Raw genomic sequence first — 20,376 nt, forward strand, 5'->3', positions numbered from 1 at the left:
GTACTGACGAGTGTCCCCGTGTACTGACGAGCGTCCTCGTGTACTGATGAGTGTTTCCTGTCAAGGCTGAGGTTCGCTGTTGTGAGGAGTGCCTTCTGTTAAGGTTCGCTGGATAATTCCTTTAGATGTACCCGTGAGACGGTTCAGCTGTCTGATAGATATACCTTGTTCGTGCAGATGAACAAGGTATTTTTTCTGTTCTAAAAGAGGCAGTAATTGAAAATCGGTGATAGTAGGACACCCAGTTTCTTTTATAATTAACTCCTTTGCAACATCATCAGGGAGCCTTTTGGTCAGTTTATGAATGTCCAGGCAGTCAGCTCCTTCAGTTTCTCGGTGAAATGTAGTAAATGCATTTGAATCACCAATTAGATTGTTTATCAGTCCGATATCTACCAATGCCGAATTCCCTGATAGATAACTGTAGATACTGCTCCATGGGTAAGCCTCTCCAGGAAAAGCTTCTATGCCCGCTTTATACGGATTTTGGTGGATGTAGCGTACTACAGTGAGAAGGTATCGTTCATCGTTAACAGGTTCACTGTGATACCTGCCTTGCTGCAGGAAACCTGTTCGGTCATATTTCATATTAAACCACACCGCATAACGTGTGTTAATGCGGCGAAATACAGTTGCCAGTGGGGTGTTAGGGGTATGTATGAGAAGATGAACGTGATTGGACATCAGGCAATATGCGTAGATTTCAAATTGGCATTCTTTTTTGTAATAGCCCAGGATATCCAGGTATTTGGCATAATCATTATTTTCTTCAAACATTTGCTGTCTGTCTGCTCCGCGAATTACAACGTGATAAATGTTTGATTCAGATATAGCTCTTGGTTTTCTTGGCATAAAAGGACCTCCTCCAAAATGATAAAATGTGATGTGTACAGTGTGGAAAAAATAAATGTTAAAATGTGATTCATGAAAACACGGTAATCAAAAATATAGCCATCAAAAACCAACCACAATAAGACAAAAAGACATTTATAAAAAGGTAATTGTTGAAAAATTGAAATGACTATGGGTTTCGTATAACATGATTCATATAATATCATTCATATGAAAATGGATTTGATTAGATACGATAGCTTAACGATCGTTTAAGAAAATCAAAACATATAATATTATACTATATTTTGAAAAGAAGTAAAGCGATTTGTAGAAGTATATGATAGAATATATCAGGGACGTTCCTTTTGTATCGGAGAGTGTCCCCTGTCATGCGAAAGGTGAAAACTCGATATGGGGCAATAAAAGGAGTAAAGTTGACATCATTGTTTGAGAGAACCATACGTGCAATGTCTGCGACAGAAGATGATAAAAAAAGTATGATGCAGAAGATGGCAGATGTCAGTTGCAAAAATATTTAGACGAAAATTATTTAGACTTGATTAGGAATATATATCTAGTGTGGGACAGAGGGACGCTCCTCGTGACAAAAGGAACGTCCCCAAGGATTAATTATGGAAAAAGAAAAAAGAAAGGGTAGGACCCTTTTAAAGATATTCATAACAACATTATATCTGAGCGTCTTTACCTTCGGGGGTGGATACGTCATCGTTTCACTTATGAAGAAAAAGTTTGTGGATGAAAACCATTGGATAGAGCAGGACGAGATGCTGGATCTTGTGGCTATAGCCCAATCGTCGCCGGGACCTATCGCAGTAAATGGAGCGATAGCGGTTGGATACAAACTGTGCGGTATAGCAGGGGCACTGGTGGCTATAGTCGGAACGATCATTCCGCCATTTGTTATCATATCCATCATATCTTACTGTTACAACGCGTTCAGGACCAACTGGGTGATCAGTCAGATGCTGGAGGGAATGCAGGCCGGTGTAGCTGCGGTCATAGCATCGGTTACATATGATATGGGAGCAGACATAGTAAAGCAGAGGGATGATCTGGGGGTATTGGTCATGATAGCTGCATTTGTTGCATCCTACATATTGGAGATAAATGTCGTGTTCATAGTAATTGTCTGTGGACTTGTCGGCGTTTGCAGAGGACAGCTGGAGAAAAGAATAGGGCGTGGGCATAAAAAGACAGAGGATACTTCTGATGGAAATCCTGAAAACCATCCCGACAAAGGGGGGATGGAATAATGATCTATTTGCAGTTGTTCCTAAGTTTCTTCCAGATAGGACTCTTCAGTTTCGGCGGAGGTTATGCCGCCATGCCGCTTATACAGGGGCAGATAGTGAAGATACATGGGTGGATGACCATGTCAGAGTTCACGGATTTGATCACTATATCCCAGATGACTCCGGGACCTATAGCTGTCAATTCGGCGACATTTGTGGGGCTACGGGTGGCCGGATATGCCGGTGCGGCGGTTGCCACGCTCGGATGTATACTCCCTTCATGTATCATTGTAACGGTCATAGTCAGGCTGTATCTGAAATATCGCAAGCAGGATGTTCTTCAGGAGATTCTCGGCGGCATAAGACCGGCTGTTGTGGCTATGATCGCGTCAGCGGGAGTTTCGATATTGGTGACGGCGGTCTGGACTGGTATCGATATGATAAGTCTCGCAGGAACTAAGTGGAATCTTGTGGTGATATTTGCAGTGAGTGTTGTTCTGCTCAGGAAATTCAAACTGAATCCGGTGTGGGTGATGCTGCTTTCCGGCGGAATGCAGGTGATCGTGGGGCTTACTGGCAGATATCTGATCTGAGTAAAAGCATATTATAATTTTAATTAAATTGTAATGCGAAGAACTTTATTATAGTATGTAAAAAGTAGATGTAGTGGGGAGTTCGCATATGAAGAAGAAAATATTGATATGTCTGATAGCACAGCTCATATGCTGGAGCATTATGACGCTGTCTGATTACGTGGAAGAAACATATAATGATAGTTACAATCTGGTCGTTGTATTTGCTGTACCCCTGATATGCGTGATTCTGTATATTGTATTCAGAAAAAGGATATACGACAATCAGATCGTGCGGCTGAAAGATGTCGCCATAATCTGTGCGGCGTGGATGATCTGTGGATTGATACTGGGATTCCTGATCGGTGCTCTGGTTCTCAATGAAATGTGGATAGTATCGCAGGCTACAGGAGGATGGGAGCATTTTCTGAATGGAATCGAATACATAATGTTCGCCATAACGCTTGCAGGAATACCATTTGTGGCGGTGATTCTGATCGAGTCGGTTGTGGGGATAGTAAAGGCAGTTAGAAAAAGAGCTTGACGAGAGCTTTGGTAAAGTTGCCGGCGCAAGTAATAAGTTTTATAATGAAATGCTTCATCTGTGAGAGAATCAGGTGGAGCATTTTTTATGCATGGTGGCTAATGTATTAACCGGGCATATGAAGTGTTTGTATACCCCTTGACAAAAATAAAAAATATAAATATACTTACCGATGATAATTACTTTGAGTAATTACACGAAATAACAATAAAACAATATTTGATAAATTTACAGGAAGGAATGCTATGACAAAGGAAAAGATAAAACAGGTTATGGATGCCTGCTATCAGGCTAAGAGAGTCAGAGATATGATGCCAAAGCTGCCAAATGGAGTCACACCGACTCATATACATTATCTTGATGTGATAACGAGATTTGAGAGGTCTGAGACTGATGTAAAGGTCAGTGATATAAGTGATGAGCTGGGGCTCCCAAGACCGGGCGTGACAAAGACGATAAAGGATATGGAACGCTTGGGATTTGTGGAAAAGAAGGCTTCAGAGGCGGATGGACGTATTGTGTATATAAGGAGCACTCAGGCTGGCAGAGATCTGGTTTGCAAATATGTTGATGAGTATTTCACAGGACTGGGGGAGTCTCTTACCGATATCACAGATGAAGATGCAGATATTATGATAGTGACCATTGAAAAGCTTTATGATGTTATGAGCAAAAGGAGTTGAGACATAAGATGAGTGTACAGGATAAAACAGATTTTACACAGGGAAGTATAATTAGAAAAATGCTCTCATTCATGGGACCGATTCTTGGAGCACTGATACTTCAGGCTGCCTACGGTGCGGTTGATCTGCTGGTGGTTGGAAGATTCGGCTCAACGGCGGGACTTTCAGCCGTATCTACGGGCAGCCAGGTGCTCAATCTGGTTACATTTGTGATAACAGCACTTGCTATGGGTGTCACAGTGCTTATTGCCAGATATATAGGTGAAAAGAACACAGATCAGATTGGAGAGCTTCTTGGAGGTGCCGCGACCATATTTGCAATACTTGCGGTGGTGCTGGCAGTCGTCATGGTGACGTTTGCAAGACCTTTGTCCGTGCTGATGCAGGCACCGGCGGAGGCGGTCACTCTTACATCATCGTACGTGAGGATATGCGGAGGCGGAATATTTTTCATTATGGCCTACAATGTGCTCACCGCGATATTCAGAGGTTTTGGAGACAGCAAATCACCTCTTATATTTGTGTTTGTGGCATGTATTGTAAATGTTATCGGTGATCTTATCCTGGTTGCGGGATGTCATCTTGACGCTGCGGGTGCAGCCATAGCAACAGTGGCTGCCCAGGCGGTCAGTGTTGTCCTTGCGCTTGTGCTGCTGAAGAAGAAAAAGCTTCCATTTAAGATATCAAGAAAAGATTTCAGATTAAACAGACAGTGCACAAGATTGCTCTCGGTTGGACTTCCACTTGCAATGCAGGAATTTCTCACGCAGATGTCATTTCTAGCGCTGTGTGCATTTATCAACAGACTTGGACTGGAGGCATCATCCGGATATGGCGTTGCCTGCAAGATAGTCAGCTTTGCCATGCTGGTACCAAGTTCGCTTATGCAGTCTATGGCTTCATTTGTATCGCAGAATGTTGGAGCCGGAAAAGAGGACAGAGCGAGAAAAGCGATGCTTACCGGTATGGGCATAGGACTCTCTGTCGGCGTGGTGGTATTCATTGGTGTGTGGTTCTTTGGTGACAAACTGACATCGATCTTTACCACTGACGCGGCTGTTATCCAGAGGGGCTCCGAGTATCTGAGGGGATTTGCGCCTGAGACTATAGTCACGGCGGTGCTGTTCAGTATGATAGGATATTTCAATGGGCATGAGAAGTCGCTGTGGGTCATGATCCAGGGACTTATACAGACTCTGCTTGTGAGACTTCCACTGGCGTATTACATGAGTATCCAGCCGGATGCGAGCCTTACGAATATTGGACTTGCAGCACCTATAGCCACATGTGTCGGTATCGTGCTCAACGTCATATTCTACATCGTTATGTCAAAGAAGTGGAAAACGGAAAAGACCTGAAAATAATTAAATAAATGCTTGACAAATAAAACAAATGATTATAATACTTTAATCAGAGAATTGTAATCTATATGTAAAGAATTTGAAAAATAAATATTTAGTAAACCCGTTGAAAAGCGGTGACACAAAGCCATATGGGTCTAAGGTCTGAAAACAGAGAACTGTTTCGGACTATGACAGCCGGTTGCAGTATAATTTCCCTGTTGGAACTAGTATGTACAATGAGGAGTATAATTATATTTATTAAAAGGGACTGGAAGAATATCAGAAGATCTGACTATTCGGACAGGAGAGTCCTTCTTGTGGAGGACAATGATCTGAACAGTGAGATCGCATCGGAGATCATAGGAATGACGGGAGCCAGTGTGGAGATCGTTGAGAATGGCAGGGAGGCTGTGGAGAGAATAGAGAATGCCTCCGATAACTGGTATGACATAGTGTTTATGGATGTTCAGATGCCGGTCATGAATGGGTATGAGGCCACCGCCGCTATAAGAGCACTGCCTGGAAGAAGAGGCCAGATTCCTATCATAGCCATGACCGCAAATGCATTTGCTGAGGATGTGCAGCTTGCAAAGAACACGGGGATGGATGAACACATAGCGAAACCGCTTGATTTTGAAAAATTGAACACAGTGATGGAGAAATATCTGAACTGATAAAATGTAACAGCCAGCCGGGGGTAAAACCCGGCTGGCTGTTGTAGTTTTGATCAAAGGCTGCAGGTCAGATCATTTTTTTGTAGCGTGCCATATCAGTCTTACTTATTCCCATGGAAATACACACTTTTTCAAAAGGTTGCTTAGTATTCTTCATCAAGTTCTGTATGGCAGCTACCAGCGCTTCGTCGGCGCCAATCTGTTCACTTTTCGATAGAAAAAAGTATATTGGGAACACAGTATGAGAATCGTGCAACGGAGATCATAGATTTTATTTTACCACGAAAAAAGGATGGAACTGCGATATATCAAGTTTTGAAGGAGGCACTGGGTAAAAAATAGTTATGGGATTCCGATAATAATTATAAACATTGAAATTAAGCCACGGGTGTAGTACAATTACCGTGCTATTGGGGCTTTTTGCGCCCTGAAAACAGATGGTACACTAAATGGTACACCATATAATCGGCAAAGTCAGAATATCAAGCAAAATCAAGGCTTTAAGAAAGGAAAATAGAAAAAATGAAATTAGGTATCGTAGGACTCCCAAACGTGGGAAAAAGTACACTTTTCAATTCACTTACAAAGGCAGGAGCGGAATCAGCTAACTATCCGTTCTGTACAATAGATCCAAATGTAGGAATCGTTGCAGTGCCAGATGAGAGACTGGACAAGCTCACAGAGATGTACAACTCAGCCAAGACAACACCTGCTGTTATAGAATTTGTAGATATAGCGGGCCTTGTAAAGGGTGCATCAAAGGGTGAAGGACTTGGAAACCAGTTCCTTGCAAATATCAGAGAGGTTGATGCCATAGTTCACGTTGTAAGATGCTTTGAGGATACAAATGTCATCCACGTTGACGGTTCCGTAGACCCGATCAGAGATATAGAGACCATCAATCTGGAACTGATCTTCTCAGATATAGAGGTGCTCGACAGAAGGATCGCCAAGACCATCAGAGGTGCAAGAAATGACAAGATGCTTGCGAAGGAGCTTGACTTCCAGCAGAGGATCAAGGCTCACCTTGAGGATGGCAAGCTTGCCAAGACCATAGAGGTTGCAGATGAGGACGAGCAGGCGTGGATAGAGGAATATAACCTTCTCACATGGAAGCCTGTAATATTTGCCGCAAATGTAGGCGAGGAAGACATTGCGGACGATGGCGCTTCAAATGAGAATGTACAGAAGGTAAAGGAATACGCAAAGGACTTTGATGCAGAGGTATTTGTAGTATGTGCACAGATAGAGCAGGAGCTGGCAGAGCTTGACGATGAGGAGAAGAAGATGTTCCTCGAGGATCTTGGAGTTAAGGAGTCAGGCCTTGACAAGCTTATCAAGGCAAGCTACTCACTTCTCGGTCTTATCAGTTATCTGACAGCCGGAGAGACAGAGTCAAGGGCATGGACCATCAAGAAGGGTACAAAGGCACCCGGGGCAGCCGGCAAGATCCATTCAGATTTTGAGAGAGGTTTCATCAAGGCTGAGGTTGTCAGCTACAAGGATCTCATGGACTGCGGAAGCATGCTTGCTGCAAAGGAAAAGGGTCTTGTGAGACAGGAAGGCAAGGAATATGTGGTTGAGGATGGAGATGTTATTCTCTTCAAGTTCAACGTGTAAATGAATCTAGGAGGATGTAACGATATGTCTCAGATATCAGAATATTTTAGAAGCATATTCTTTCCGAATCTTGGGATAACCCTCAGAAATATAGGTGACCATATCAATATAGGAAGCTTTGAGGTGAGGTTCTACGGGATCATCATCATGATAGGATTCCTGCTGGCATATGTACTTGTCACCAACGAGGCAAAGAGAACAAAACAGAATCCTGAAATGTATCTGGATTTCATACTTATACTTATCATCCCGGCCATACTTGGAGCAAGACTCTACTATATCCTGTTCAGACTTGACCAGTATATAGTGCAGGGCGATGTGGGATCTACACTCAAAGCCATGCTGAACATCAGAGGCGGTGGACTTGCCATATATGGTGGAATCATAGCGGGAGTCATCACGGCGGTAATATTCTGCAAGGTGAGAAAAGTCAGCTTTGTACTCATGGCGGATACAGCCACTTTTGGAATACTGATCGGACAGATACTTGGAAGATTTGGAAACTTCTTCAACAGAGAAGCATTTGGCGCATATACGAACAGTAAGATGGCCATGGCGATTCCGCTTGATTACTACAGATCTGATGGCAATCTTGACTATCTGGAGAGAACCGGGGTCATCACACAGAAGATGCTGGACAATGTGATGAATATAGACGGCATGGATTGCATAACGGTCCATCCGACATTCCTGTATGAGTCCTTATGGAATCTTATGCTACTTGTGTTCTTATTTATATATAGAAAGCACAAGAAATTCAAAGGAGAGTTCGCTCTTATATATGTGGGAGGATACGGACTCGGAAGATTTATCGTCGAAGGTCTCAGAAGTGATTCCCTGATGATCGGCAATACAGGGATCAAGGTATCCCAGGCGCTTGCACTTGTATGCTTTGTAACTGCCGTGGTACTGCTTGTCATAAATTATGTAAGATGTGCCAAGCGTGGCTGGCCTGCTGCAGTGATGGGTGACGCCGCTGGCACAGAAGTGAAGATTAGTGGCGAATGTGATCCTGCGGATACAGAAGTGGAGACCAGTGGTGAAGCAGACGCTGCCGGTACAGAAGTGGAGACCAGTGGTGGATCAGATGACGCTGGAGAAAAAAAGAAAGATGACAAAGATGCCACAAAATAGCATTTCAGCGCAGAAAAAGTGGCAATAAAAATAATATAACAGGGAGACAATACAGATAAATACCCACAAGGTGGAGATATCCCCCACGAAATGGGAAAAAACTGGGATTTGTCTCCACCATAAAAAGCCTGTAGGTTTGACAGTGAAAACTGTTAGATCTACAGGCTTTTTTGCGTATTTGCACACACTTTTTTCATATAACAGGGTTGCAATTTGGGGGGCTATAGTATAGAATAGTGGTTACAAGTGGCATTACTGTGCAACTAAGTGGTGGAAAGTGGTGATTGAACCGGAGTTATACGAAAGGAGGAGATCGGGATGTCCAGATGCTTATCAGGTGAATATGAACATAAGCTTGATGCAAAAGGAAGACTGATCATGCCATTAAAACTTCGTTCGGAACTCGGGGAGTCATTCATGGTAACCAAAGGAATAGACTGCTGTCTCTATGTATATGGAATGACAGAGTGGGAGGAGTTCGTTGAGAAGCTGAACAAGCTTCCTATGACCAACAGAACGGCCAGAGCCTTCAAGAGAGGTTTCCTTGCCGGAGCGGTCAAGTGTGAGCCGGATGCACAGGGAAGAATACTTCTATCTCCGAAGCAGAGAGAATATGCTCATATAGACAAGGATGTGTATGTCATCGGTAACGGTGAGAAAGCGGAGATCTGGAGCAAGGAAGAGTGGGATGGCCCTGAGAACATGAGTGATAATCAGGCCAGCATGGACGAGCTTGCAGATGAGCTTGATGCACTTGATTTTAGTTTTTAGAAGAGAATGGTAATTGATTATGGAATTTGCGCACAAGTCGGTCTTGCTTGAGGAGACCATCGACAACCTGAATATCAAGCCGGATGGCATCTACGTGGATGGCACATTAGGTGGAGCCGGACACTCAGAGCAGATTGTGAAGAGGCTTGGCGAGGGTGGCAGGCTTATAGGTATCGACCAGGATGAGGATGCCATAGCTGCAGCGTCGAAGAGACTTGAGCCGTATGGGGATAAGGTGACCATAGTCAGGGATAATTACCAGAATTTCAGAAGAATATTGGATGAACTGAACATACAGAAGGTGGACGGGATACTCCTTGATCTGGGAGTGTCTTCATATCAACTCGATAATGCGGATAGAGGATTCACATATCGGGTTGATGCTCCACTGGATATGAGGATGGACAACAGGCAGACAAAGACTGCAAAGGATATAGTCAATGATTATTCCGAGGCTGAGCTGTTCCGTATACTTAAGGATTACGGAGAGGAGAGATATGCAAAGAGTATTGCATACCACATTTGCAAGTACCGTGAGAACAAGGTGATAGAGACCACCGAAGAGCTCAACGATATAATCCGTGGCTCCATACCGGCAAAGGCAAGGAATGGACAGGGACATCCGTCCAAGCAGACATTTCAGGCGATCAGGATAGAGCTTAACAGAGAGCTTGATGTGCTCAGGGATTCAATAGACGGCATGATAGCAAGCCTGAATCCGGGAGGAAGATTGTGTATCATCACATTCCATTCCCTTGAGGACCGGATAGTGAAGCTAGCATTCAGGAAAAATGAAAATCCATGCATTTGTCCACCGAACTTTCCGGTGTGCACATGCGGAAGAAAGCCTCTCGGCAAGGTGATAACGAGAAAACCGATCATACCGGGAGAAAGGGAGCTTGAGGAGAATTCCAGATCAAAGAGCTCAAAGCTCAGAGTGTTTGAGGCAATTTGACAGATATAAATGAAAGAGGCGATATAGATGGCAGATAGAAGATACTACACAGAGGGTAGTTCTGCAAGACAACTGAATTATGATGACCGGGCTGGACGTAACAGATCCCGCGAAGCTGTAGTCAGAGGCTCAGCCGCTCCGGCGAGAAGACCACAGCCTTCAGTGAGACCTGAGAGAGCTCCACAGCCGGCGCGAAGAAAGAAACAGGGATCATCTCATCTGACTGACAGAGAGAGACGAGAGCTTGCAGCCAGAAAGGCACAGAGAAAGGCAGTTACAAATGCACAAATAAGATATACGGCGGGCATGGTTGCTGCGATAATCGTTGCGGTGGCGCTGTGCTGTTATCTTCTGAAACTTACATCAGATGTCAAGTCACAGAAGGAGTCAGTGGCAACGCTGAAGAGCCAGGTGGCAACACAGCTTGACGAGAATGCAAGCTACAGCGCAGGACTTGATTCCATGACAGATCTGGATGAGATATATAATATTGCAACTACTAAGCTCGGCATGGTATACTCACAGCCGGGACAAACATTATACTATTCACAGAATAATGATGATTACGTAGTACAGTACAAGGATGTCCCTAAGGCCAAGTAGTCTTAGGGATATTTAATTTTTAAGGTGGAAAGATAAAATGTCAAAGAGATCAAAGCTATTTTTAAAAGGAATGAGAAGAAAGACCAAGATCGCATATTTGCTGGTGGTGGGAGTTCTGGTGGCACTCACCATAAGAGTTGTGTACATCAACGTGGCAAATGGAAAGGAGTATTCGGAGGCTGTGGTTCTGCAGATGGACTACAATTCCACGGATATTCCGTATGAGAGAGGCGAGATACTGGACAGAAATGGAAATGTCCTTGCAAACAGTGAGAAGACCTACAGCCTGATACTTGAGCCTGTGAATATTCTGATCACGGAGAAGGGAAAGGCGGCAACAAGAGCTGCGGTGTTGGAGTATTTCGATGTGTCAGGAGACGATTTTGACAAGCACATTGCAAATGAGGATTCTTATTATGAGGTAGTCCTCAAGGATCTTCCATATACAAAGGTTAAGGCATTTGAGGATTACTGTAAGACCGATGAGGGCGCAGATGTCATAGGAGTGAGATTCGAGACGGTGTATAAGAGAAATTACCCAAATGGATCTCTGGCGTGTCACCTGCTCGGATACACCGCCAGCGGAAATGTTGGACAGGGTGGTATTGAGGGCTATTATAATGACTACTTAAACGGTGTGGATGGCAAGACTTACAGATATATGTCGGGATTAGGCGGCGTTGACTCGGAGACTGTGGCAGCCCAGAATGGTGAGACAGTAGTATCCACCATAGATATGAACATACAGAAGATTATAGAGGACAACATCACTGAGTATATGCAGAATACAGGTGCTAAGCAGATAGGTATCATAGCAATGGATCCAAACAATGGCGAGATACTTGGAATGGCAAGCTCACGTACCTACGATCCAAATGACCCGATGAACACACAGGCGCTCAGGAACATGACAGTCACCGTCACCCAGGAGGTTGAGATCGAGGGTGCAGATGAGAATGCGGACAGCCTGATAAGCGTTGAGAGTGCAAAGAAAAATACAACAGCAACAACGGAGAGCAGCGAGGATGGCACTACCACAGAATCATCCACAGAAGCGACCACCGAACAGAAGAATGTAAAGACTGAGGAAGTGGAATACGATTTCTCAAAGATGTCGGATGAAGAGTTCCATAGCACGATAGATGGATTTACATCAGACCAGTTATATGAGGCACTCAACTATGTATGGCAGAATTACTGTATAAGTGATGTGTTTGAGCCGGGTTCAACATACAAGGCATTTACCATAGCGGGAGCCATGGAGGATGGAGTGATCTCAGACGGAGATGAATTCCTCTGTGATGGTTCACAGGTCGTAGTCGAGGGAGAGAGCCCTATTTACTGTAGTTACAGAGCAGGACACGGAATGGTAGACGTCAAGAGAGCTCTGGCTGTTTCATGTAATGATGCATTGATGCAGATAGCGGACAAGGAGGGACCAGAGACATTTGACAAATATCAGGTGATATTTAACATTGGTTCCAAGACAGGAATAGATCTCGAAGGTGAGACGACAGGTATTAAGTACGATGTGGAGAATCTTAATCCTACAGAGCTTGCGACATCTTCATTTGGACAGGGTGTTACAACATCCATGATCCAGATGGCAGCGGGATTCTGTTCTGTAATAAACGGCGGAAATTATTATGTGCCACATGTTGTCAAGAGACTTCTGGATTCAGACGGAAATGTGGTTGAGAATATGGATCCGGTGCTTGTCAGAAAGACCATATCCAAGGAAGTGTCGGATTACATGAAGACATACCTCCAGGCGGTTGTTGAGGAAGGTACAGGATATGCGGCTGGAATAGAGGGCTACACCATCGGTGGTAAGACAGGTACAGCCGAGAAGCTTCCTCGAGGAAATGGAAAATACGTACTGTCATTCATAGGATTCACCCCTGTTGAGAATCCTCAGATCATGCTTTACGTTGTAGTTGATGAGCCTCATGTTGAGGATCAGTCAGGATCAGGAGCAGGAGCAAAGCTGTTCAATCAGGTTATGCAGGATCTCCTTCCATACCTGAATGTATACTCAACAAACGGAGATGATGTGGCTTATGACGGAACGGAGGAACCGCTATCATCAGCATTTGACACGGATACAGAGACTGCAGATACAGAGGCGGCAACAGAGGATGCGGCTGCTGAGGACACATCAGCGGAAGATACATCAGCGGATGATACATCGACCGACGACACATCGGCGGATGACACGTCGTATGACGATACGGCAGACGACAGTTATACGGCGGACGATACATGGGAGGATGACAGCGGAACAGGCGATGACACGGATACGTGGAGCGGTGACGAGGACTATTCCGGCGAATGATAATTTACACAGTAAACCAAAGCATCGAAGGTGCAGATACACCTCCGGTGCTTTTTTAATGCAGAGATAGATTTGTACACGAATAGGCGAATACATGAGGCATCCGGCTAATATGATAATAAAAAAGTCCGGGATCAAGAGTTGAAGGTATACAGTTATAACAGGCGGAGGATAAAGTTTGTGTTCGTTATGGCGGCCCTAGCGCTGGGAGTTATAGTTGGCCGTCTTGCATACATAATGCTCTACAGGGGAGAATACTATAGTGAGAAAGCAGATTCCCTGCATGAGAGGGAGAGAAGCATAAAAGCTCCCAGGGGAAGGATATACGACAGAAATGGCAATATCATAGCGGACAACAAGGCGGTGTGTTCAATATCCGTGATACACAGCCAGATAGAGGATGAGGCGGAGGTCACAGAGCTTCTTACAAGATATCTGGATAAGGATCCGGCAGACATCAGGAAGAAGGTGGAGAAGGTATCCTCAAGGGAGCTCATAGCGTCAAATGTAGACAAGGAGACCGGAAAAAAAATCAAGGCGGCTGCTGTTCCGGGGATCAAGGTGGACGAGGATTACAAGCGCAGCTATCCATATGATACCCTTGCATCGAAGGTTATAGGCTTCACCGGTGCTGACAATCAGGGAATACTGGGCCTTGAGGTGACATATGACAGTGTGCTCACAGGGACAAATGGAAGCATAAATGCGGTCACGGATGCAAGGGGAATAGAGCTTGCGGAATATTCAGAAACCAGGACAGAGCCCATTTCCGGAAATGATCTCGTGACAACACTGGATCTCAATATACAGAGATATGTGACACAGGCTGCAGAGAAAGTCCTGATCGAGAAAAAAGCAAACAGGGTGTGTGCAATAACGATCAATCCCCAAAATGGCGAGATATATGCCATGGTGGATGTGCCGGAATACAATCTGAACGAACCGTTCAAACTGGTTAAGCCAGAGAACGATGGAGAGACAGACACAAGGGAAGATGCAGAGAGGAATAACAGCGCATCCGAGACATCCATGTTGCTGCCTACAGCCGGCAATATGGATGAGCTGAACAATATGTGGAGAAATTATCTGATAAGCGACACATATGAGCCGGGATCAACCGCCAAGATAATAACACTGACGGCAGCACTCGAGAAGGGAGCGGTCGACAGCAACTCAAACTTTTTCTGCCCGGGATATAAGATAGTTGAGGACAGAAGGATAAGGTGCAGCAAGACCACGGGCCATGGAAGCCAGAGCCTTAAGGAGGCGCTCATGAATTCCTGCAATCCGGCGTTTATGGAGATAGGAGAGAGAACAGGTGTGGATGGCATGTACGAGTATTATCACAAGCTGGGATTGTTCAGTCAGAGCGGAATAGACCTTCCCGGAGAGGCAAACTCCATCATGCATAAGAAGGAAAATGTCGGGCCGGTAGAGCTTGCCACCATGTCGTTTGGACAGTCATTCCAGGTGACTCCGATACAGTTCATATCTGCAGTGTGCACGGTTGTGAATGGAGGGCATACGGTAACTCCACATTTGGGAAAAAGGATAATAGACAGCAGTAAAGAAACTATTACAGCCATTGAATTTGACGAGCAGAGACAGGTTATAGATGAGGGGACATCACAGAAGATGCGGGAGATGCTTGAGGCAGTCGTTGCCGAGGGCGGCGGATCAAAGTGTGCCATAGAGGGCTGCAGGATAGGCGGAAAGACCGCCACGAGTGAGAAACTTCCCAGAGGAACAGGCAGATACATATCTTCTTTTATAGGATTTGCGCCGGCGGATGATCCTCAAGTCCTGACGGTCGTGCTAATAGATGAGCCCGAGGGCACATATTATGGAGGAACCATAGCGGCCCCTGTTGTGAGAGATATTTTTTTGAATATTCTTCCCTATTTGGGAATTGACAAAGCCACAAATGAGTATTAAATTTATCTCAGTCTGAAAACAGTTTAAGAAATACATAGTCCGCGGTGTGCGGGCAGGTAAGGAGTACAAAATGAATTTAGATTTAAAGATTGTTTTACCGGTAGTGATAGCATTCTGTATCAGCGTGGTGCTGTGCCCTATAGTTATACCGTTCCTGAAGAAGCTCAAGTTCGGTCAGTTTGTCAGGGATGACGGCCCACAGGCACATTTGAAGAAGGCCGGAACACCAACCATGGGTGGACTTATAATCCTTCTGTCACTTACGATCACGACGCTTATCTATATGAAGAAATATCCGGATGTCCTTCCGGTGCTTTTTGTGACACTTGGATTTGGACTTATCGGATTTATCGATGATTACATCAAAGTTGTTATGAAGAGATCAATGGGACTTCACGCATGGCAGAAGATGCTCGGACAGATTGTCGTTACGGGAGTATTTGCATATTATGTAGAGAAGTATTCAGATATCAACAATGAGCTTATAATACCATTCCTTGGCAAGACGGTTCAGCTCAACAGCACACTCTATGTGATACTGTTGTTCTTCATCGTGCTTGGAACAGTTAATGGTGCGAACTTCACAGATGGACTTGACGGACTTGCGTCATCAGTCACGGTTCTCATAGCCACATTCTTTGCGGTTGTAGCAGTGGGAACAGACTCAAGTGTTGCTCCGGTTGCCTGCGCAGCGGTTGGATGTCTTCTTGGCTTCCTTGTGTACAATGTGTACCCTGCAAAGGTATTCATGGGAGACACAGGTTCTCTGGCACTCGGTGGATTTGTTGCATCAACAGCGTATATGCTCAAGATGCCTATATTCATAGTTATAATAGCTTTCATATACTTCATTGAAGTATTATCAGTTATAATACAGGTTGTTTCATTCAAGCTTACAGGCAAGAGAGTGTTCAGAATGGCACCTATACATCATCATTTTGAGCTCGGGGGATGGCCTGAGTCAAAGGTCGTTGCTATATTTTCTATAGTGACTGCAGTCCTCTGTGTGGTAGGTTTACTGGCTCTGTAATGTAGAAAGGAGAAAATGGTGCAGTGGTGCACCATGGTGAAATGATATGGAGATCAATACAGCGATAGTAGCAGGAACAGGAAAGAGTGGAATCAGTGCAACCAAGCTTCTGGTAAATCATGGAGTAAAGGTTTATCTGTTCGATGAGAACAAGGACAGAGATATAGAGGCGATAAAGGAGAAGACAGGCGATTCAGAGCTTGTTCAGATAGAACTCGGTGAGCTTGGAGAGGATGCCCTCTCATCATCACAGCTCATGGTCATCAGTCCGGGAATCCCTGTTGATGCGCCATTTACAGATGTGGTGAGAAATGCGGGAATACCTATCTGGAGTGAGATAGAGCTGGCATACCATTATGGTAAGGGTAAGATAGCAGCCATAACAGGAACAAACGGCAAGACTACAACTACAGCCCTTGTGGGAGAGATAGTCAAGGCACACAATGCCAAGACCATCGTTGTGGGAAATATTGGAATACCTTACACAGAACTGTGCGACACAACAGACGATGATTCAGATACAGTTGCAGAGATAAGCAGTTTCCAGCTTGAGACGGTTATAGATTTTCATCCGAATGTCAGTGCAATACTCAACCTGACTCCGGATCATCTGAACAGGCACTATACATTTGAGAATTATGGAAATGTAAAGTTTTCAATAACAAAGAATCAGACCATGGATGATGTGACAGTCCTCAACTATGATGATGAGCATACACGCGCCATGGGAGAGAAGGCAAAGGATCATTGCCATGTAGTATATTTCAGCAGACTGGAGAAGCCGGCCGGTGGAGTATATGTAGAGGATGGGGATATCATCCTCGAGGATGGCGATAAGAAGATCAATGTACTTGCCATTAAGGATCTTAAGCTCATGGGAGCTCACAATGTTGAGAATGTTCTGGCAGCAGTTGGAATATCATATTATATGGGAGTCCCTGTTGATGTTATCAGAGATGTTGCAACATCATTCAAGGCTGTTGCTCATAGAATAGAATATGTTGACACCGTCGATGGTGTCGCATACTACAATGATTCAAAGGGAACAAACCCTGATGCAGCCATAAAAGGAATACAGGCCATGGTGGCTCCTACATTCCTCATAGGTGGAGGCTACGACAAGGGTTCTGAGTACGACGAGTGGATAGAGGCGTTTGACGGCAAGGTAAAGTGGCTTGTTCTCATAGGCCAGACTGCGCAGAAGATAGCTGACTGTGCAAAGAGACATGGATTTAACTCAATTATATTTGAGGAGAATCTTCAGGATGCGGTAGCATATTGCCATGAGAATGCGGTTGACGGAGATGCGGTGCTTCTCTCACCTGCATGTGCAAGCTGGGGACAGTTTGACAACTACGAGCAGAGAGGCGATATGTTCAAGGAGTATGTAAGAAGCTATAAGGAGTGATCTGATTGCATGGAGGTCCTGAGGTTTCAGAAGATAGAGTGAGAGATGCACGAAAACGGTGTCCGGGAGGATATGTGGATGTGACCATGCTCCTGGCGCTGGGGATGATTCTGATATTTGGGCTTGCCATGATATACAGTACGAGCAGTTACAGGGCGTACGACCTGTACGGAGATCAGATGTACTTTTTTAAAAGACAGGCACTTTATATGTTGCTGGCGATCCTCGCCATGTACATAGTGTCAAGATATGACTACAGGCGACTGCTCAGGCTGTCTGCGGTCATTTTGCTGTCATCACTTGTTCTTCAGGTGGTGGTGCTGATAATAGGAACGGCCAGCCATGGGTCAGCAAGATGGATATATATTGGACCTATAGGATTTCAGCCATCAGAATATGCCAAGACGGCGATCATAATCTACACCTCGGCGAGGACTGCCGTGGAGAGCAAAAATCTGTGCAGACCGGGCTGCCTTATAAAGGTAATGATCCTGCCCGTGATCACCATAGCCCTGATCGGTGTGGAGAATCTCAGCACGGCTATAATCTGTTTTGCAATCCTTTTTGTAATATTGTTTGTGGGAAGCCCCAGGGTCAGACATTTTGTTCTGATCGGTATATTTGGTGTTGTCGGGAGTGTGCTTTTCATAATGTTCGCAGGCTACAGGGCGAACAGAGTCAAGATATGGCTTGATCCTGAGAATTACGCAGATGGCTATCAGACGGTTCAGTCGTTATATGCCGTTGGTTCCGGTGGACTGTTTGGAGTGGGCTTTGGGAGAAGTGTCCAAAAGATGGGGTTTATTCCGGAGTCACATAATGATATGATATTCTCAGTCGTGTGTGAGGAGCTCGGAATTGTCGGAGCGGCATTTATACTTATCGTTTTTCTTATATTACTTAGGCGGATGGCTGTGACGGCCATGAATGCCAGAGACAGATTTGGAAGCATGCTCACAGCGGGAGTGATGGCACATGTGGCGGTCCAACTGCTGATAAATGTGAGTGTTGTCACGAATACCATTCCGCCGACAGGTGTGCCGATGCCATTTGTCAGTTATGGCGGAAGTTCGATAATTTTCATTCTGATGGAGATGGGGATAGTGATGTCCGTATCCAGAGGAATTTCGTATGACGAAACAGACATATGACAGATCCTTTAAAGGAAGATTTGAATGGAAAACAACAATAGACGAAATGTTAATAAAAATAGAATGAGCAGAAATGTTGATGTTGCGCAGACCAGACGTGAAAGCGGCTATGTGGATGTCATGACCGGAAAACGCCTCGACGGAAGGGTGAAGGTTCCGGTTGATAAGAGAAGACAGCAGACAGACAGCCGCAATGGACAGCGGAGAGCAGACGGAGATATGCGCCGCAGGACGGATGAGCAGACACGAAGAAGGCCTGATGGGGAGCACCGCAGAACAGGCGAACAGGCGCGCAGAAGACCAGACGGAGAGCGTCGCAGATCTGACGAGCAGGTGCGCAGAAGACCAGACGGAGAGCGCCGCAGATCTGACGAACAGGTGCGCAGGAGACCAGACGGAGAGCGCCGCAGATCTGACAAACAGGTGCGCAGGAGACCAGATGGAGAGCACCGCAGATCTGATGAGCAGGTGCGCAGGAGACCAGATGGAGAGCGTCGTAGATCTGATGAGCAGGTGCGCAGGAGACAGGATGGAGAGCGTCGCAGACCGGATGACCGGATGCGCAGAGAGGATGCAGAAAACCGCAGATCCGAGGAGAGACGCAGGCGTAAGCAAGATCAGGCGGTTGCTGCAAAAAAGAAGAACAAGAAAAAACGCAAAAAAGAGCGCAGAAAGCTTACCCCGGAGGAGATAGAGAGAAAGAAGAAGCTGCAGGCGGAGAAACTTGCCAGAAGAAAGGCGAGACGTGAGAAGGCGGCAAGGATATTCAAGATAGTTCTCAAGATACTTCTCATTCTGGTGGTGCTGTGTGCTATAGCGTTTGTATACATACGTACATGTTATAAATTGAAGTCCATAAAAGTGACCGGAACTGATCACTACACTGACCAACAGATGGTCGATATCGTGACCGGCGGTAAGGATTATGGCAATACGCTGCTGTTTATACTTGAGAGCAGACTGAATCCTGCCCAGGATGTAACCTTTATAGATAAGATAGACGTCACATATGTGAACAGGAATTCAGTAGAGATCACGGTGTACGAGAAGGCCATGGCGGGCTGCATAAAGTACAACGATCAGTATGCATATTTTGATGGCGACGGTATCGTGCTCGAGATATCCGATGCAAAGCTTGATGATGTTCCTTGTATAGAGGGACTTACAAGTGACAGCGTGGAGCAGGGAAAGAAGCTTGATGTCGGTGATTCGGGATTCTTCCAGGAGATACTGACTATGACACAGCTCATTTACAAGAGCGGAATACAGATAGACAAGATTACTTATGACACAGATCAGAATCTCATACTTCACAAGGATGGAATAAAGATCAGGATCGGCGACGGTGAAAACCTGGAGACGAAATTCATGAATCTTGAGAGCATACTTGAGAGCGTGAAGGGTAAAAAGGGAACTCTTGATATGTCGAATTACAGTGAATCGCAGAGGAACGTTATCTTTAAAGAAAATAAATAAAAAATTTCTTGCGTAATGATATAAAAAATCGTATTATATAGGTACTAATGCGATA

Annotated in this window: 18 protein-coding genes and 1 riboswitch; of the genes, 17 read left to right on the forward strand and 1 reads right to left on the reverse strand. The window is 45.0% G+C overall.

Annotated features, from left to right (window positions below; translation table 11 throughout):
- Positions 1–60 precede the first annotated feature (60 nt).
- Complete coding sequence (locus tag DXD11_RS00990; protein WP_117874686.1) at positions 61–852, reverse strand: transposase; 792 nt, start codon at positions 850–852, stop codon at positions 61–63.
- A gap of 614 nt (positions 853–1,466) precedes the next feature.
- Here DXD11_RS00990 and DXD11_RS00995 point away from each other — a divergent pair.
- The 17 genes from DXD11_RS00995 (at position 1,467) to DXD11_RS01075 (ending at position 20,321) form a co-directional block, all read left to right on the forward strand.
- The gene (locus DXD11_RS00995) at positions 1,467–2,108 is read left to right on the forward strand and encodes a chromate transporter (protein WP_118757595.1); all 642 of its coding nucleotides are present in this window, start codon (positions 1,467–1,469) and stop codon (positions 2,106–2,108) included.
- On the forward strand, positions 2,108–2,680 hold the full coding sequence (locus DXD11_RS01000; protein WP_118757596.1) for a chromate transporter: 573 nt from the start codon (positions 2,108–2,110) through the stop codon (positions 2,678–2,680). Before DXD11_RS00995 ends, DXD11_RS01000 begins: the two co-directional genes overlap by 1 nt.
- An 88-nt stretch (positions 2,681–2,768) precedes the next feature.
- Positions 2,769–3,203 (forward strand): hypothetical protein, encoded by a 435-nt coding sequence (locus tag DXD11_RS01005; RefSeq protein WP_118757597.1) that lies wholly within the window; start codon positions 2,769–2,771, stop codon positions 3,201–3,203.
- A gap of 245 nt (positions 3,204–3,448) precedes the next feature.
- Positions 3,449–3,886, forward strand: coding sequence for a MarR family winged helix-turn-helix transcriptional regulator (locus DXD11_RS01010; protein ID WP_118757598.1), 438 nt, complete (start codon positions 3,449–3,451; stop codon positions 3,884–3,886).
- A gap of 8 nt (positions 3,887–3,894) precedes the next feature.
- Positions 3,895–5,244, forward strand: coding sequence for an MATE family efflux transporter (locus DXD11_RS01015; RefSeq protein ID WP_118757599.1), 1,350 nt, complete (start codon positions 3,895–3,897; stop codon positions 5,242–5,244).
- 89 nt (positions 5,245–5,333) lie between these two features.
- Positions 5,334–5,436: riboswitch (cyclic di-GMP riboswitch) on the forward strand.
- A gap of 29 nt (positions 5,437–5,465) precedes the next feature.
- Positions 5,466–5,903 (forward strand): response regulator, encoded by a 438-nt coding sequence (locus tag DXD11_RS01020; RefSeq protein ID WP_118757600.1) that lies wholly within the window; start codon positions 5,466–5,468, stop codon positions 5,901–5,903.
- Positions 5,904–6,425: 522 nt separating this feature from the next.
- A complete protein-coding gene (ychF, locus tag DXD11_RS01025; RefSeq protein WP_055223899.1) occupies positions 6,426–7,523 on the forward strand; it encodes a redox-regulated ATPase YchF in 1,098 nt (365 codons plus the stop codon).
- Positions 7,524–7,547: 24 nt separating this feature from the next.
- Positions 7,548–8,657, forward strand: a complete 1,110-nt coding sequence (lgt, locus tag DXD11_RS01030) for a prolipoprotein diacylglyceryl transferase (RefSeq protein WP_118757601.1) — start codon at positions 7,548–7,550, stop codon at positions 8,655–8,657.
- 318 nt (positions 8,658–8,975) lie between these two features.
- A complete protein-coding gene (mraZ, locus tag DXD11_RS01035; protein WP_015533171.1) occupies positions 8,976–9,428 on the forward strand; it encodes a division/cell wall cluster transcriptional repressor MraZ in 453 nt (150 codons plus the stop codon).
- A gap of 19 nt (positions 9,429–9,447) precedes the next feature.
- Positions 9,448–10,383: a 16S rRNA (cytosine(1402)-N(4))-methyltransferase RsmH gene (gene rsmH / locus DXD11_RS01040; RefSeq protein ID WP_015533170.1), complete on the forward strand. Its 936-nt coding sequence runs from the start codon at positions 9,448–9,450 to the stop codon at positions 10,381–10,383.
- 27 nt (positions 10,384–10,410) lie between these two features.
- On the forward strand, positions 10,411–10,986 hold the full coding sequence (locus tag DXD11_RS01045; protein ID WP_015533169.1) for a hypothetical protein: 576 nt from the start codon (positions 10,411–10,413) through the stop codon (positions 10,984–10,986).
- A gap of 37 nt (positions 10,987–11,023) precedes the next feature.
- A complete protein-coding gene (locus DXD11_RS01050; RefSeq protein ID WP_118757602.1) occupies positions 11,024–13,321 on the forward strand; it encodes a peptidoglycan D,D-transpeptidase FtsI family protein in 2,298 nt (765 codons plus the stop codon).
- Positions 13,322–13,510: 189 nt separating this feature from the next.
- Positions 13,511–15,256 carry a peptidoglycan D,D-transpeptidase FtsI family protein gene (locus DXD11_RS01055; RefSeq protein WP_118757862.1) on the forward strand — a complete coding sequence of 582 codons (1,746 nt, stop codon included), beginning with the start codon at positions 13,511–13,513 and terminating at the stop codon, positions 15,254–15,256.
- 70 nt (positions 15,257–15,326) lie between these two features.
- On the forward strand, positions 15,327–16,286 hold the full coding sequence (gene mraY, locus DXD11_RS01060) for a phospho-N-acetylmuramoyl-pentapeptide-transferase (RefSeq protein WP_118757603.1): 960 nt from the start codon (positions 15,327–15,329) through the stop codon (positions 16,284–16,286).
- 46 nt (positions 16,287–16,332) lie between these two features.
- Entirely contained in the window at positions 16,333–17,694 is a 1,362-nt protein-coding gene (gene murD / locus DXD11_RS01065; RefSeq protein ID WP_015533166.1) for a UDP-N-acetylmuramoyl-L-alanine--D-glutamate ligase, read from the forward strand.
- Positions 17,695–17,699: 5 nt separating this feature from the next.
- Entirely contained in the window at positions 17,700–18,845 is a 1,146-nt protein-coding gene (locus tag DXD11_RS01070) for an FtsW/RodA/SpoVE family cell cycle protein (RefSeq protein WP_118016701.1), read from the forward strand.
- Positions 18,846–18,869: 24 nt separating this feature from the next.
- The gene (locus DXD11_RS01075) at positions 18,870–20,321 is read left to right on the forward strand and encodes a cell division protein FtsQ/DivIB (RefSeq protein WP_118016700.1); all 1,452 of its coding nucleotides are present in this window, start codon (positions 18,870–18,872) and stop codon (positions 20,319–20,321) included.
- Positions 20,322–20,376 lie beyond the last annotated feature (55 nt).

Source organism: Coprococcus sp. TF11-13, assembly GCF_003481085.1.
Taxonomy (GTDB): Bacteria; Bacillota; Clostridia; order Lachnospirales; family Lachnospiraceae; genus Coprococcus; species Coprococcus aceti.

Coding starts and splice junctions, on each gene's coding strand:
- rsmH (WP_015533170.1), top strand. CDS start 9,448: ATGGAATTTGCGCACAAGTCGGTCTTGCTTGAGGAGACCATCGACAAC.
- DXD11_RS00990 (WP_117874686.1), bottom strand. CDS start 852: ATGCCAAGAAAACCAAGAGCTATATCTGAATCAAACATTTATCACGTT.
- mraY (WP_118757603.1), top strand. CDS start 15,327: ATGAATTTAGATTTAAAGATTGTTTTACCGGTAGTGATAGCATTCTGT.
- DXD11_RS01050 (WP_118757602.1), top strand. CDS start 11,024: ATGTCAAAGAGATCAAAGCTATTTTTAAAAGGAATGAGAAGAAAGACC.
- DXD11_RS01020 (WP_118757600.1), top strand. CDS start 5,466: ATGAGGAGTATAATTATATTTATTAAAAGGGACTGGAAGAATATCAGA.
- DXD11_RS01075 (WP_118016700.1), top strand. CDS start 18,870: ATGGAAAACAACAATAGACGAAATGTTAATAAAAATAGAATGAGCAGA.
- DXD11_RS01010 (WP_118757598.1), top strand. CDS start 3,449: ATGACAAAGGAAAAGATAAAACAGGTTATGGATGCCTGCTATCAGGCT.
- ychF (WP_055223899.1), top strand. CDS start 6,426: ATGAAATTAGGTATCGTAGGACTCCCAAACGTGGGAAAAAGTACACTT.
- lgt (WP_118757601.1), top strand. CDS start 7,548: ATGTCTCAGATATCAGAATATTTTAGAAGCATATTCTTTCCGAATCTT.
- DXD11_RS01005 (WP_118757597.1), top strand. CDS start 2,769: ATGAAGAAGAAAATATTGATATGTCTGATAGCACAGCTCATATGCTGG.
- DXD11_RS01000 (WP_118757596.1), top strand. CDS start 2,108: ATGATCTATTTGCAGTTGTTCCTAAGTTTCTTCCAGATAGGACTCTTC.
- mraZ (WP_015533171.1), top strand. CDS start 8,976: ATGTCCAGATGCTTATCAGGTGAATATGAACATAAGCTTGATGCAAAA.
- murD (WP_015533166.1), top strand. CDS start 16,333: ATGGAGATCAATACAGCGATAGTAGCAGGAACAGGAAAGAGTGGAATC.
- DXD11_RS01045 (WP_015533169.1), top strand. CDS start 10,411: ATGGCAGATAGAAGATACTACACAGAGGGTAGTTCTGCAAGACAACTG.
- DXD11_RS01015 (WP_118757599.1), top strand. CDS start 3,895: ATGAGTGTACAGGATAAAACAGATTTTACACAGGGAAGTATAATTAGA.
- DXD11_RS01055 (WP_118757862.1), top strand. CDS start 13,511: ATGGCGGCCCTAGCGCTGGGAGTTATAGTTGGCCGTCTTGCATACATA.
- DXD11_RS00995 (WP_118757595.1), top strand. CDS start 1,467: ATGGAAAAAGAAAAAAGAAAGGGTAGGACCCTTTTAAAGATATTCATA.